15 protein-coding genes and 1 riboswitch are annotated in these 14,006 nt (G+C 39.4%); of the genes, 5 read left to right on the top strand and 10 right to left on the bottom strand.

From position 1 onward, the window contains the following. Positions 1–122: 122 nt before the first annotated feature. The 4 genes from ACLHK8_RS08770 to ACLHK8_RS08755 all read left to right on the top strand — a co-directional run bounded on the left by ACLHK8_RS08770 (position 123) and on the right by ACLHK8_RS08755 (position 4,843). Positions 123–1,085, top strand: coding sequence for an L-lactate dehydrogenase (locus ACLHK8_RS08770; RefSeq protein WP_057774324.1), 963 nt, complete (start codon positions 123–125; stop codon positions 1,083–1,085). A 186-nt stretch (positions 1,086–1,271) separates the two neighbouring features. Further along, positions 1,272–2,663, top strand: coding sequence for a L,D-transpeptidase family protein (locus ACLHK8_RS08765; RefSeq protein ID WP_434520310.1), 1,392 nt, complete (start codon positions 1,272–1,274; stop codon positions 2,661–2,663). Positions 2,664–2,786: 123 nt separating this feature from the next. Further along, entirely contained in the window at positions 2,787–3,434 is a 648-nt protein-coding gene (cbpA, locus tag ACLHK8_RS08760) for a cyclic di-AMP binding protein CbpA (protein WP_063698415.1), read from the top strand. Positions 3,435–3,553: 119 nt separating this feature from the next. Then, the gene (locus ACLHK8_RS08755) at positions 3,554–4,843 is read left to right on the top strand and encodes an ISL3 family transposase (RefSeq protein WP_434520309.1); all 1,290 of its coding nucleotides are present in this window, start codon (positions 3,554–3,556) and stop codon (positions 4,841–4,843) included. 82 nt (positions 4,844–4,925) lie between these two features. On the opposite strand, the gene ACLHK8_RS08750 is transcribed toward ACLHK8_RS08755, so the two are convergent. Beyond that, positions 4,926–5,435, bottom strand: a complete 510-nt coding sequence (locus ACLHK8_RS08750) for a QueT transporter family protein (protein WP_434520308.1) — start codon at positions 5,433–5,435, stop codon at positions 4,926–4,928. A gap of 7 nt (positions 5,436–5,442) precedes the next feature. Then, a riboswitch (PreQ1 riboswitch) is annotated at positions 5,443–5,487 on the bottom strand. Between the two features lie 42 nt (positions 5,488–5,529). On the opposite strand from ACLHK8_RS08750, the gene ACLHK8_RS08745 reads away from it, so the two are divergent. Then, entirely contained in the window at positions 5,530–6,018 is a 489-nt protein-coding gene (locus tag ACLHK8_RS08745) for a GNAT family N-acetyltransferase (RefSeq protein ID WP_057774314.1), read from the top strand. Here ACLHK8_RS08745 and ACLHK8_RS08740 read toward each other — a convergent pair. The 9 genes from ACLHK8_RS08740 to htpX all read right to left on the bottom strand — a co-directional run bounded on the left by ACLHK8_RS08740 (position 6,015) and on the right by htpX (position 13,998). Further along, positions 6,015–6,380 (bottom strand): DUF488 domain-containing protein, encoded by a 366-nt coding sequence (locus ACLHK8_RS08740; protein WP_434520495.1) that lies wholly within the window; start codon positions 6,378–6,380, stop codon positions 6,015–6,017. The genes ACLHK8_RS08745 and ACLHK8_RS08740 overlap by 4 nt on opposite strands. An 82-nt stretch (positions 6,381–6,462) precedes the next feature. After that, complete coding sequence (locus tag ACLHK8_RS08735; RefSeq protein ID WP_063698420.1) at positions 6,463–6,834, bottom strand: type II toxin-antitoxin system PemK/MazF family toxin; 372 nt, start codon at positions 6,832–6,834, stop codon at positions 6,463–6,465. An 18-nt stretch (positions 6,835–6,852) separates the two neighbouring features. Next, a complete protein-coding gene (locus ACLHK8_RS08730; protein WP_057774308.1) occupies positions 6,853–7,113 on the bottom strand; it encodes a hypothetical protein in 261 nt (86 codons plus the stop codon). Positions 7,114–7,187: 74 nt separating this feature from the next. Beyond that, on the bottom strand, positions 7,188–8,315 hold the full coding sequence (alr, locus tag ACLHK8_RS08725; protein WP_063698422.1) for an alanine racemase: 1,128 nt from the start codon (positions 8,313–8,315) through the stop codon (positions 7,188–7,190). Positions 8,316–8,323: 8 nt separating this feature from the next. After that, the gene (gene acpS / locus ACLHK8_RS08720; protein ID WP_063698424.1) at positions 8,324–8,683 is read right to left on the bottom strand and encodes a holo-ACP synthase; all 360 of its coding nucleotides are present in this window, start codon (positions 8,681–8,683) and stop codon (positions 8,324–8,326) included. A gap of 241 nt (positions 8,684–8,924) precedes the next feature. Next, positions 8,925–10,499 carry a DEAD/DEAH box helicase gene (locus ACLHK8_RS08715; RefSeq protein WP_057775407.1) on the bottom strand — a complete coding sequence of 525 codons (1,575 nt, stop codon included), beginning with the start codon at positions 10,497–10,499 and terminating at the stop codon, positions 8,925–8,927. A gap of 185 nt (positions 10,500–10,684) precedes the next feature. Then, the gene (locus tag ACLHK8_RS08710; protein ID WP_063698426.1) at positions 10,685–12,061 is read right to left on the bottom strand and encodes a UDP-N-acetylmuramoyl-tripeptide--D-alanyl-D-alanine ligase; all 1,377 of its coding nucleotides are present in this window, start codon (positions 12,059–12,061) and stop codon (positions 10,685–10,687) included. A 180-nt stretch (positions 12,062–12,241) separates the two neighbouring features. Next, positions 12,242–12,979, bottom strand: coding sequence for a hypothetical protein (locus ACLHK8_RS08705; RefSeq protein ID WP_231908617.1), 738 nt, complete (start codon positions 12,977–12,979; stop codon positions 12,242–12,244). A 116-nt stretch (positions 12,980–13,095) separates the two neighbouring features. Next, entirely contained in the window at positions 13,096–13,998 is a 903-nt protein-coding gene (gene htpX / locus ACLHK8_RS08700; RefSeq protein ID WP_063698428.1) for a zinc metalloprotease HtpX, read from the bottom strand. Between the last annotated feature and the right edge of the window lie 8 nt (positions 13,999–14,006).

Genomic DNA, 14,006 nt, shown 5'->3' with positions numbered 1-14,006 from the left:
AAAAAATTGAAACCCAATCAATTCTCAATGTTTTTATAAAAATTTAAATTAGGCAATGCGAAGTTAAAGGGTAACGTGGTATACTGGTAGCTGAAATCATAAATTGAAAGGATGTTACTATATTGTCTAATACACCAAATCATCAAAAAGTTGTTTTAGTCGGCGACGGCGCTGTTGGTTCTAGTTTTGCATTTGCTATGGCTCAACAAGGAATTGCCGAAGAATTTGTCATTGTGGATGTAATTAAGGATCGTACTCAAGGAGATGCACTTGACCTTGAAGACGCAACCCCATTTACTTCACCAAAGAAGATCTATTCTGGCGAATACTCAGATTGCAAGGATGCTGACTTAGTTGTTATCACAGCCGGCGCACCTCAAAAACCTGGCGAAACTCGTTTAGACCTTGTAAACAAGAACTTGAAGATCTTATCAACAATCGTTAAACCAGTTGTTGACTCAGGTTTCGATGGTATTTTCTTGGTTGCTGCTAACCCAGTTGATATCTTAACTTACGCTACATGGAAATTCTCAGGATTCCCTAAGGAAAAGGTTATCGGCTCAGGAATTTCATTGGATACCGCTCGTTTACGCGTGGCTCTTGGTAAGAAATTCGATGTTTCACCTGCTTCCGTTGATGCTTACATCTTAGGCGAACATGGTGATTCCGAATTTGCTGGTTACTCAGCTGCTACAATCGGTACAAAACCATTGCTTGAAATTGCTAAAGAAGAAGGCGTTACAGCCGACGATCTTGCTAAAATTGAAGACGATGTTCGTAACAAAGCTTACGAAATCATCAACAAAAAAGGCGCAACATTCTATGGTGTTGCAACTGCTTTAACACGGATCTCAAAAGCAATCTTACGTGATGAAAATGCTGTTCTCCCTGTTGGTGCTTACATGGACGGCCAATATGATGGTTTGAAAGACATTTACATCGGTACACCAGCTGTTATTAATGGTTCTGGTTTGGTACGTGTTATCGAATCACCATTAAACGCTGATGAAAAACAAAAGATGGCAGATTCTGCTAAGACTTTGAAACAAGTTTTGACAGATGGTTTGGCTAACTTAGAGAAATAAAGTTAGACTTAACATTAAATCCGAAAATCGACAATTCGCGAAGTTTCTTTTAGCGAATTGTCGATTTTTTTTGTTTCCAAAAAATTTCAGCTGAGAGCTTTGGCAGTTTAAAATAGCTATTGCGGTCTTATCACTTTTTTGGTATCTTGAGTTATGTATGTATAAATTAGAAATGAGGAGAATAGAATGAGACATCAAGCAAAACATTCATGGCGTTTTCTTGGCCTTTTCGTTGTTTTATTGGCCATCATTTATGGCATTGGCAGTTACCACTTCGCCAGCAATAATCGTTTCCTACCAAACACCAAGATTGCGGGCGTCAATGTAGGAAATAAAACGACCAAGCAAGCAACTTCACTAATCACTAACAAGCTGACCAACCGGAAATTTTCCATTACCCAAAACGGTAAGACTTTAACCAGTTTTAACACAAATCAAACGGGACTCAAGTTTCAATCTCCTTCCCTAAAGTCAGCCTTAAAGAACCAAAATAGTTGGGCTTGGCCCCTCCACCTTGTAGGTAGCGTGGAAGCCAACAAAACAACAAAATTTACCAACACGACGACAAATAGCAGCGAGTTTAATAAATTGGTTGCAACCGAAGCTGCTAAACTAAATCAAAATCGAACGGCTGCCAAACCGGCCACGCTTAAGTTGCGTAACGGTAAGGTAACCACCACAAAAGCCACTCAAGGTAACCAAATTGATGCAACTAAGTTAGCAGCCAGCCTCAAAAAAGCTCTCAATAATGGAAAAATTAGCTTGAATCTTAACTCCACAGTCTACAAGACTGAACCAACTAGTTCTTCAACCAAAGTTGCTAGCGACGCTAAGTTGGCTCAGGCAATCGCTAACGAAAAGGCGGTCTATCACATTGGTGGTTATACGGTTACGATTCCTAAAACCGAGCTTGCAAAATGGATCACCTATAACAATAATCAGGTTTCTCTGAATCAATCGCTTGTAAAAGCATATGTCACAAAACTTGATAATAAATACAAAACTTATGGAAAAACAAAAACATTTAAGAGTACGCTTCGGGGGACCGTGAAAGTCAGTGGTGGTCTCTTTGGCTGGAGTATCAAGCTAGACGATGAAACAGCTGCCCTCACAAAAGAAATTCTCAAGGGTAAGAATTTTGAACGGACTCCTGTGATTCAAGGAACTGGCTATAACACTAAGAAACAGATTATCGGAAACACCTATGTTGAAGTTGATAAAACCAATCAAAAAATGTTTATCTACGTTGACGGCAAACTCAAACTAAAAACAAACGTTGTAACAGGCTTGCCACCAAAGCAAACTACCACAACCGGTGTTTGGTCCGTTTGGGCGAAGAAACGAAATGCCACTCTAAAAGGTAACGAACTTGACGGCTCATCGTATGCAACTAAAGTTAGCTACTGGATGCCAATTGATGATACCGGAATTGGGATTCACGATGCCTCATGGCAACCAACTTTTGGGGGAACCTGGTATAAAACTCATGGTTCAAATGGCTGTATTAATACACCCCCATCTGTGATGCCAAAAGTTTATAAACTCGTTGCACTGGGAACACCAGTCATCGTCTTTTAATTGAATAATTACAAAGAATGCGATAGATTAATGAGAGTTCTCATTATTTTATCGCACTCTTTTTGAAAACATGCTATTATTAAGTTTGTGAAGACTACTTTTATTCAGTTGGAGGGATGTTATATGCTCTTAAAATCACTTGTTAAACCAAAGGAACGTTTAACCACCGTGCGTGAAGACGCGACTTTGGAAGAAGCATTAAAAATTCTTGAGGATTCTGGCTTTCGTTGTGTACCTATCTTAGATGAAACAGGTCAGTTATTCCGCGGAAACATTTACAAAATGCACATTTATCGTCATAAATCACGAGGTGGTGATATGAGCCTTCCCGTGACAACCTTATTAAAAAATGCTACGAAATTTATTTCCGTTAACTCAGCATTTTTTAACGTTTTCTTCTCCATTAAAGATTTACCATATATTACTGTTTTAGATGATAACAATCATTTCTACGGTATTTTGACCCATGCGCGACTATTAGACATGTTATCTCAATCATGGAACGTAAATGTCGGTAGTTACGTCTTGACCGTAGTTTCAATTGGTGAACGTGGCGACTTAGCCTCAATGGCTAAAATCATCACTAAATATACGTCAATCTCCAGTGTAATGTCATTGGACGCTCAGGGTGGTGAGCTGGTTCATCGGACCCTCTTTACGCTCCCTTCTGATGTTGGTAAGAAGAAGCTCGATCGGATCGTGGATAATCTTGAACGTAAAGAATTCCGAGTCCCTGAAATTGAAGATTTACAATCCTATGATCATATCTAAGGGTTTAAAAAAACGATCGCCAGTTAAAGGCCATCGTTTTTTTGGGTCTACACTTTCTGGTATTGGTGAATAACTGATACCAGTTTTTATTTTGAAAATTAAAAGGACATCTGTCCTCTTTGTGCTACGATTTAATCGCCAAACAAAATCGAAAAGAGGAAAAACAGATGTCCCTAACTAATTCTATCTTAAGCTTGTTTGAAATGACAGACCCAAATATAACCGTAACTGGTGTTACCAAGAAACGTTGCCCGAATGGACAACGAATTCATGTCGTTCACGCCAACCTTTCTTATCAGCTTGTGAAATGTCCCCATTGTGGCCATAAAAGTCTAATTAAAAACGGTACCCACGTTAGTCATCTAAGGTTGGGAACCTTATCAGGCGGACGTTATGAACTGCAGCTAAGAAGACAAAGATATCAATGCCAACATTGTTTAAAAACCTGTGGAGCTAAAACTAACCTCGTTAGACGTAATGAAACTTTTACCCACAATGTTAAACATCAGGTCATTGTGCTAGCTCGTGACATGCTGACCAGTAAAGAAATCGCTAAAATTTGTGGCATTTCACCAAGTAGTGTGCAACGTATTTTAAATGCAAATATTCACTTGGCTTACCGTGTTAAGCAACTTCCACCAAATCTTTGTTTCGATGAATTTCGTTCCTGTAATCATCTAATGTCCTTTAACTGTTGCGATGCCGTTAGTCATCGCCGCATTGTGACCCTCGAAGATCGTCTCAGTAAGGATATCATTGATTACTTTGAAGCTCGTTATTCAGTTCAAGAACGTGCGAAAGTTCAAACAATTACTATTGATATGAACGCCGAATATGCCAGCTTTATTCATCGTTTATTCCCGAACGCTGTCACGATTATTGACCGTTTCCACATTATTCAGCTTGCTGGTCGTGCACTAGACAATGTACGTACACGCATTATCCGTACTTTTCAAGATAAGCATTCACGCATTTACCGCATCCTTAAATCTCAATGGCGTTTATTTCATTTGGCAGAAGAGAAAATCAATGACACTAAGCTTATCTATTTACGAGGCATTAACGAGTATATGACCCAACAGAACGCCATCGACCTTGCCTTAGATGAATTTCCAGAATTCAAAACTGTGTATCAAACTTATCAAGGCATTCTAACTGCTATCCACCAAAAGAATGCCACGGGATTTAAAAATTTGATTACCAACTACCAAGTAGCTGGTAATCAAATGGACGTCACCATTTCAACCTTCGTTAAGAACGGCTCAGCAGTGCTCAACAGTTGTCGTTATCCGTATTCTAACGGTCCTATTGAAGGACTTAATCGCAAAATCAAGGTATTAAAGCGTAGCTGTTTTGGTTTTCGAAATATTCATAACTTCTTCATTCGTATCAGTTTAATTCATGAGTAAACAAAAAGCACATTCACCGAAGTGAACATGCCTTCAAAAATCTCTACCAATACAGTTTGACAGAGACCCGTTTTTTTTGCGCTTATTTATCCTCAATCCGTTGACTAAAATGCACGAATTTATCTAGATAATACATAATTGGAGCTGTAATGGTCATGATGATGAGCTCTGAAACAGCCGTTGTGAAGTAAGTCCACCAAAACGGTAGGTTTAGTGTCAGCTTTAACTCCAATGCGACTAAGCACATCGAAACCGTGAATAAGACAGTATTTAAAGCCATCTTTTGCCAAGTCTTTGGTAATTTGGGGCTCAGATACGCCACAATCAACAAAGCTAGTAATGTTTGGCCTGTTCCAAAAATAACATTTGGAATTGAATTTCCGGGACCAAATGCATTAAACAACAATACTCCTGCCACGATTCCCCAAATATATTTCTTGTTAAAGACTACTAAATGATTCAAGCCTTCAGAAATCCGAAATTGAATTGCATTAGAAGCTAATCCAAAAACACCAACTAGTAGCGATAAAACAATATACAATGCAGCTACCATCGCATTGATAATCCAGGATTTCGTTTGATGATTACTCAATAGAAATACCTCCTTAGTTTTTTTGTGTGGGATAATTGCGAACCACGAACCTTTTTATGATATCATAAAATCATCACTAAATCAGGAGGCTCCTATGAAAAACGCACTGATGATCCGGCCATTTTGTCAATCTGATGCCGAATCACTTTATAAAATTGAAAACAAAATTTGGAATTCAAATAATACCCCCGTCGTAATTGACTATCCAACTCCTCAAAGTTATTTGCAGGATCATTCCAGTGAAAATACCATTGTGGCACTCGTTAATGACCTGCCAGTTGGTTCGATTGAATATCATCCTGCCACTTCAAAACCCGCATCCAAATATACCTGGACTTTCGGAATCGGCGTATCACCAGACTATCAATCAGATGGTATTGGTAGTCAATTACTGGAGCATTTCAAAAAGTTTGCCCAGAAATCTGGCGTTCATAAAATCCATCTCAGAGCGTTAGGAACTAATCCTGGTGCAATCCATTTTTATCAAAAACATGGTTTTGAAACAGAGGGAATCCTAAAAGACGAATTTTTCATTAATGGTATTTTTGTAGCTGACTACCAAATGGCTTATTTTTTCGACTAAACCTGAAATTTTTCTTCAATGTAGGCCTTTAACACGATTGCTTGGTTGTGCGTTTCATCTTTAGCCCCATAAAGAAAAATAACGTCTTGAGTTTTCAGTTGTTCCTTGATCTTATCCAGAAATCCCCTAGTAAATTCGGAACTGTTGAGTTCCGCTACATATTTTTTTGTGAATTCAGTAAACTTTTCGGGATCATGTCCGAACCATTTCCTCAGGTCGGTACTTGGTCCTATTTCTTTTACCCACCAATCTAACTGAGCGTTAACTTTAGAAATTCCTCTTGGCCACAGCCGATCTACCAGCACCCGATAGCCACCTAAATCTGCCGGTTTGGTATAAATTCTTTCCAACTTGATTTGCATCATCAAATTCCTCCAAAAGAAAAAGGCAACCACCGACTAATCGGCGCTGCCCTTTTCTTATTATGTGCTATTTCAACAATTCCTATGTATGTTGAACGTTTTCGGCTAGTCCGACACTAACCTTTAAGGCTGCATCTACCTCTAGCATTTTGCTGGTGGTCAATTGTCCGACTTGATCCTTAAGCCGTTGTTTATCAATTGTCCGAATCTGTTCCAGCAAAATAACTGAATTTCGTTCAACGCCTGTCTCTGCAGCTGTAATTCCAACATGAGTTGGCATTTTTGGTTTTTGTATTTTAGCAGTAATAGCTGCCACAATCACAGTAGGACTATAGTGATTACCGATATTGTTTTGAACAATTAGAACAGGGCGCATGCCACCCTGTTCAGACCCAACTACAGGAGACAAGTCAGCATAAAAAATGTCGCCACGTTTAACGTTGGCTTCACTCATTACGTTTGTCACCCCTATTTAATTTCTCAAAAATTCGTTAGAGCACTCGTCATCACAAGCTTGAAAATCTTGTACAATCTGCTCATTCAAATTAGCCATCGTTGCATAGCCTTCAATTAGCTGTTGAATAAGATCAAATTGGTGATTTGTAAAATAACTTTTTACCATTTCATCGGAAACTTCATCCTGACTCACACCAAATAAATCACAATAAGCTTGTAAGTGACTCACTGTTACATCATTATTAGTTACAACCATTTTTTGCAGATTATTTTCCATGATCAAAACTCCCGTCTTTATCCGTGAATTACCATTACTATATCACGTTTTGATGGTAAATGGTAACAAATTTGTTAAGATTTTTGATTATGAAGATAGATTCGTGGAATTCGTGCAGAAAATCCACACACAATCTCATAACTAATGGTATGGGCAGCTTCCGCAACTTCTTCCATTTTAATTTCTTGATCTCCACTTTTACCAACTAACACAACCTTGCTACCCACCGCATATTCACGGGGCAACCGAATCATCAGTTGATCCATACAAACCCGGCCAACAATTTCACAGAATTGACCATCAACCAGAACATGGAACCCTTGCAGATTACGTGGATAACCATCAGCATATCCAATCGGAACTGTGCCAATCCATTCATCTTCTTGAGCAGTGTAAGTAGCACCATATCCAACTGACCGGCCTTTTTTTAACCGCTTAGTAAACACTAGCTCCGAACTGACAGCCATCGCTGGTTTTAATACGTAAGGTGACGGAATCGCTTCTCCAGATGGGTTTAGCCCATAAAGCGCAATCCCAAACCGAATCATATTGCCTTCGCAAACCTGATGCCATAAACTCGTCGCAGAATTAGCCACATGCACATAACGTGGGCGCTTAGGGACAACGGACATAAACTCGTTGAACCGTGAAAGTTGCAGTTTGAAATAGCGGTCGTCTAACTCATCAGCCGTTGAAAAATGGGTAAAGATTCCTTCAAACAAAAGCTGCTCTGAATGTGCCTGTAGATAATCAATTGCGGGTTTTAATTCGTCTCGATCTTGAAATCCGATTCTGCCCATTCCCGTGTCCAATGCTAGATGAACCCGGAGCGGCTGATCACTTTGCAAAACTTTTGTTGCCTCTTCAAGCCAGGCCAAACTGCCCACAGCTACTGATATTTTATTATCAGCTAATAGCTGGGCGTATTGTGGCTCCACAATTCCTAATATCAAAATCGGTTGTGAAAATCCGGCTGATCTCAATTCCAATGCTTCATCTAAAATAGCGACACAAAAACCTGTTGCACCAGCTTCTACTACAAAATGAGCAACTTCAATCAAGCCATGTCCATAACCATTGGCCTTGATTACCGCAAACAAGTCGTTACCTTGATGCAGACGTTTTATTTCGTGATGAATATTTTCGCGAATGGCTTGTGCGTCCACTTCAATAATTGTTGGTCGATGTGTGCCTGCATTCATAAGAACGATTATCCTTCCTTTTCTAAGATTACCTGGGTCATTACATATTGTTTTGTATGCGTAATGGAAACATGCGCAATGCCATTAAAGGGTTGTTCAGTTACTCTAGGACGCCCAGAAGGTTCATCCAGGATCTCAATATCTTGAAAACCAACTCCCGAACCAAGGCCCGTGCCAAAAGCTTTACTGTATGATTCCTTGGCTGAAAAACGACCTGCCAAAAATTCATGGGCACGAACACCAGAATATTTTTGATAGATTTTTTGTTCTTTGGGTGTTAATACACGTTTGGCAAATTTGGGGTGCTGCGTCTGAACTTTTATCACACGGTCAATTTCAGTTAGGTCAATTCCCGTTCCATAGATCATAGGCTCATCTCCAAGGTGAAGTTTACTACATGTTAACAGAAAACTTTCCATCCACAAAAGTTTTCATTCTTCCGTAATATTAAACCTTTTTAAGTGTAAGGCGGAAACCATAGAAAGTAAAACTCATCTTTCTCAAAATAAGATGAGTTTTTTTCATTTTGACCTTTTAGATTATAGCAAAAAAGACGATTACCAAACATTTGTGACCAAATGTCTAAGCAATCGTCTCTTTTATTAATTTCTAATTATGTTCGCGAATGGTAAATTTGCGATTCGATGAAGAATGACGATTTCCACCGTTATTGCTACCATTACTGCTACTATTATTCTTCTTGTAGTTACTGTGACCACGATCAGATGACTTGCCACGGCTGTCGCGGCTATCACCACGTCCGCCACGATAGCTACTACTGCTATTGCTGCGACGCTTATTGTTACCACGGTAACCACCGCCACGATGACCGCCACCATTATGACCCTTGCCGCCCTTATGGTTTGGCAATGGTCGTTCAGGAGTGATTTTCACCTTAACTTGGCTTGAATCAGTCTTAGTCTCACTGTTAAGTAAGGCTGCAGCTAATTGTTCAGGAGTGTACTTTTCAAGTAATTCCTTTGTTTGGTCACTGAATTGGTCTTCTTTTGTGCCCTTAACAAGATCATCAATAGCTTTTTCAGCAATTGTCACACGACCTTGGAAAGCTTCAGCATCTGTTGGCGGCTTAAGAGGAAGCAAACGCTTCTTAGTAAGCTTTTCAACATCACGAAGATAATCCATTTCCCATGGGGTTACAAATGTAACGGAAACACCATGTGCTCCAGCACGACCTGTACGGCCAATTCGATGGACATAACTGTCAGGATCTTGTGGAATATCATAGTTATAAACATGGGTAACTCCAGAAATATCAAGTCCACGAGCTGCAACATCAGTAGCAACTAAAATGCTAACTTGACCATTTCGGAATTTTTGTAAAATACTTGAACGACGTTGTTGAGTAAGATCACCATGAATCCCGGCAGCATTGTAGCCACGAGCTTCTAATCCACGGGAAACTTCATCAACACGACGCTTTGTACGTCCAAACACCAAAGCTAATTTGGGTGTTTGAACATCCAAAATGCGAGTCAACATATCAAATTTTTCAAATTCTTTTGATTTAATATAGTATTGATCCACTAAATCAGTAGTTAATTCTTTTGATTTAACTGTGATTTGCTCTGGATCTGTCATGAACTTCACACCAATTTTTTTCATAGCTGGTGGCATTGTTGCTGAGAACAATAAAGTCTGACGACTAGATGGTGTTTCTGAAATGATAGATTCGATATCAGGCAAGAATCCCATATCTAACATATCATCAGCTTCATCCAAAACTAATGTTTGAACATTTTCCAACTTAATTGTGTGACGACGAATATGATCTAACAAACGACCAGGTGTCCCAACAATAATTTGAGGATGACTCTTCAAATTCTTGATTTGACGACGAATATCGGCACCACCATATACAACTTGCACTTTAACATGTTTTTCTCTACCTAAACGGTAAAGTTCTTCTTGTGTTTGAATGGCAAGTTCACGAGTTGGTGAAACCACTAATGCTTGCACATTAGGGTTATTCACATCAACGTGCTCTAAAATAGGTAAGCCAAATGCGGCTGTTTTTCCCGTTCCTGTTTGAGCCTGACCAATAATATCTTTGCCAGCTAAAACATGGGGAATTGTCTGAGCTTGAATCGGGGTTGGTTCCGTAAAACCACTTTCTGCGATGGTTTTTTGCAACTCATCCGATAACTCAAAATCTGTAAACTTCAAATAAATTTCCTCCTAGTGATATCGTGAAGCGCTTCTGTCAGAATCCAAAAGAAAATCCGTTCTTTTATCTTGCAATTCTGCGAAGTCGCTACTATAAACTTATAAACATAACCCTAATATCATACACCCGCGCATATAAATAAGCAAACCAGACCAATTGCTCTGATTTGCTTATACCGCTTCCTTTATGAGTCCCTCAAGCCTGCCAAGACTTTCTCAAGATGAATCCCGTGGCTCCCTTTTATCAGGATTTCATCTTTATTGGTTAATTTTGCATGCAGATCCGCAATTAACTGATCTTCTTGTTCAACTGAGTACCAATGAATCTGCTCATTTGGATACTTAGCTTTTAAGACTTTCTCCAAAGCCTTCATGTGGTTTCCCACCAAGTAAACCTGAGAAATTAGTTTAGGATCCAAATGATCAGATAAACTAATATGCATGGCATCAGATTGTTCGCCTAATTCCAACATATCTCCCAAAACAGCCATCCGTGAACCTGATGTTTCCGTACGGCTGAAAGAATCTAAAACTTCCTTAGCGGCTGTAGGATTAGAATTATACACATCACTCAAAATTGCTTCGCCAGCACTGCCTTGAACCCATTCAGTCCGGTTATGCGTAATTTGAAAATTACTTAACGCATCCCCAATTTTAGATGGATCCACATGGTAAGCCTTAGCTACCGCGATGGCCGCCAAAGCATTCATCACGTTATACTTACCAATCATTGGAATTCGATACGTTTTCCCTGGCACTAAATTAATCTCAAAGTCTGTATGATCCTTTGCCCACTGAATATTGCTAGCAAAAAGATCATCAGCCGCACTTTCTCCAAACGTATATTGTTGCTGCTCCACTTGCTTACTACGTTCTCTTAAAAGAGGCTCGTCACCATTGTAAATAAACAAACCGTCTTCTTTTAAGCCATCAGTAATTTCTAGTTTCGCATCAGCAATTTTATCGCGGGTGCCAAAAAATTCAATATGCGCCTCCCCGATCATTGTAATCACAACTGTATCGGGCTGAACCATTTTGCTTAAGAAGTCTAATTGTCCAGGATGATCCATACCCATTTCAACAACCACAACTTCTGTATTGGCATTCATATTTAATAACGTGATCGGAACCCCAATCCCATTGTTAAAGTTAGCCTGTGTTTTAACCACATTATACTCAGTTTCTAATAGAGACGCGGTCATGTCTTTTGTCGTAGTTTTTCCATTGCTTCCAGTAATTGCCACGACTTTTGGATTAATTTTTTTCAAATAATAAACTGCTAATTTTTGTAATGCCGTTAGTGGATCGTCCACAACTAAAGCTGGATAATCGCTAGGTACATCTTCATGATCTTTAGCCCATAATGTCGCAACCGACCCATTTTTTATGGCAGTATCCACAAATTCATGACCGTCACGCTGACCCTGTAATGGAATAAATAGTGAATTTGGCCGTACCTTGCGGCTATCAAACTCTACGTTTGCAATCGTAATTGCCGCCCAAGTTTCAGGTACATCTTCAATTCCAATCGCATTGGCAATCTCTGTCAACTGCATTTTCATTTTATCCATACTCCTAATTGTTTTTAAATTTAGAACCTTTAAATTATACCACATACCGTTTTTTGGCTATTTTCTTGCTCATTTTAATAAAAAGAATTAAGACAACAAGTCTGTTATCCAGGCTCGCATCTTAATCCGAAGTTGTAAATTTATTTTAAAACACAGACATTAAGTCAATCTTTAATAAAATTGATCATCCTCAAATGCGTGTGAATCGGTAATGACTAAATGCCAATGCCCACTCACCATATTATAGCGAAGGACCGCCACTTGTTTTGCCTTATTATATAGCGAAGTCCGACTGCGATAAATTGGTGATTGGCCGTTTTCTTCAGCCATCAAAATTGGCACCCGATATTGTTTTTCTTGCTCAAAAGCTTGGTCAAACGCAAAAATAATTCCGCTACTTAGAATTGGGGTCAACTGCCGCAACATTGATTGAGGGATATCCGCAAAGTTATCAAACCTTCTAAACATCCTACGTTCGTTAAATGCTTGCCGTGTATGCCGAATTAATGATCCATTGAGGACAGGATAAAAGCTCTTCAGTTTTCGATAGTAAACCTTTAGATGTTTACTTCCCAACGAAAGAAAAGCAAAATCATTCTGCAATTTATAAGAAAATGGTGTGGTGTAATGGGTATGCATATGTCCCAAAAACAGCAACTCCGCAATTTCTTCTGGTAGTAATTCGTCTAATCCATCTGAACGAGAATAATCTAGCCAACTAATATGCTCTGCTTTAGGGTTAGTTAGATATTTGCGGATATTAAAAGTCCCGCTAACTGTATTTAGTTGGGTATGCGGATCAATACTTAAATTATCGTTAATTGGCGTGTTTAACACCAAAATATGCGTTGGTATTCTTGGAATGCCACGTAAGAAGTCTTCAACACTTAGTCCTCTTGAATATATCAAGTTTGCGATAGGCTCCAAGTGGATATATACGAAATCATCCCGCATGATCTTAATAGCTCACTTTCACTAAATTATCTGTTCAAGTTATTATTATACGCCCAAATTTGTTAAAGAACTTACATATTTTCAAGTCTTTCAATTCGTTCCTCAATTGGTGGATGCGTATCAAACAAATGAGAGAAACCCTTTTTCTTCTTTAAAGGATCCGAAATGTACAAAGCCGCGCTAGTCGGGTCTGCTTCTTTCATGGGATCACTTGAAGAAATTTTTTCTAATGCTGTAATCAGGCCTTGCGGATTTCGCGTAAGTTCCACGCTTGAAGCATCGGCTAAATATTCCCGATTCCGGGACAATGCCATCTGGGCAATCGACGCAGCTAACGGTCCCAAAATAATCAACAATATTGAAACAATTAGTAACACAATCTGCATGTTGCCACCTTCTGAATTGTTGTTATTGCTTCGTCGCCGGTTGCCACCACCCCACCAAAACGAATGCATCCCAATATTTACCAGCATCGAAATGGCTGCAGATAGTGCCAATGCAATGGTTTGTAACCGAATGTCATAATTTCGAATATGAGAAATTTCGTGGCCTAAAACGCCTTCCATTTCTTCTCGGTTTAACCGCTGCATAATGCCGCTTGTCACCGCAACCGCAGCATGTTTAGGATCGTTACCAGTTGCAAAAGCATTCGGACTTGCATCATCAATTATATAAACTTTTGGCATTGGAACTTTACCAACTAAAGCCATATCTTCAACAATGTGCCAAAGTTCCGGTTGCTCATCTTCGCTAACCTCGTGGGCGTGATTCATCCGCATGACGACTGACGTTGATTGTGAAATCATGAGTCCCATATAAACGATTGCAATCACGGCCGCCATGATTAGGCCTGAGGTAGCACTATTAAAAAATACATACCCCAATGCACCACCAATTAAGAGGACCAATAAACTAAATCCCACCATGACATAAACGGTTCGCCGCTTATTACGTGCAATTTGTTGAAACAGCATTGTTAATC

This window comes from Pediococcus sp. M21F004 (assembly GCF_051122535.1).
GTDB lineage: Bacteria > Bacillota > Bacilli > Lactobacillales > Lactobacillaceae > Pediococcus > Pediococcus inopinatus.
The sequence above is the reverse complement of the archived record's forward strand: the minus strand, read 5'-3'. Positions and strand labels throughout refer to the sequence as shown.

Coding starts and splice junctions, on each gene's coding strand:
- ACLHK8_RS08765 (WP_434520310.1), top strand. CDS start 1,272: ATGAGACATCAAGCAAAACATTCATGGCGTTTTCTTGGCCTTTTCGTT.
- cbpA (WP_063698415.1), top strand. CDS start 2,787: ATGCTCTTAAAATCACTTGTTAAACCAAAGGAACGTTTAACCACCGTG.
- ACLHK8_RS08745 (WP_057774314.1), top strand. CDS start 5,530: ATGAAAAACGCACTGATGATCCGGCCATTTTGTCAATCTGATGCCGAA.
- ACLHK8_RS08740 (WP_434520495.1), bottom strand. CDS start 6,380: ATGCAAATCAAGTTGGAAAGAATTTATACCAAACCGGCAGATTTAGGT.
- ACLHK8_RS08735 (WP_063698420.1), bottom strand. CDS start 6,834: ATGAGTGAAGCCAACGTTAAACGTGGCGACATTTTTTATGCTGACTTG.
- ACLHK8_RS08730 (WP_057774308.1), bottom strand. CDS start 7,113: ATGGAAAATAATCTGCAAAAAATGGTTGTAACTAATAATGATGTAACA.
- alr (WP_063698422.1), bottom strand. CDS start 8,315: ATGAATGCAGGCACACATCGACCAACAATTATTGAAGTGGACGCACAA.
- acpS (WP_063698424.1), bottom strand. CDS start 8,683: ATGATCTATGGAACGGGAATTGACCTAACTGAAATTGACCGTGTGATA.
- ACLHK8_RS08710 (WP_063698426.1), bottom strand. CDS start 12,061: ATGAAAATGCAGTTGACAGAGATTGCCAATGCGATTGGAATTGAAGAT.
- htpX (WP_063698428.1), bottom strand. CDS start 13,998: ATGCTGTTTCAACAAATTGCACGTAATAAGCGGCGAACCGTTTATGTC.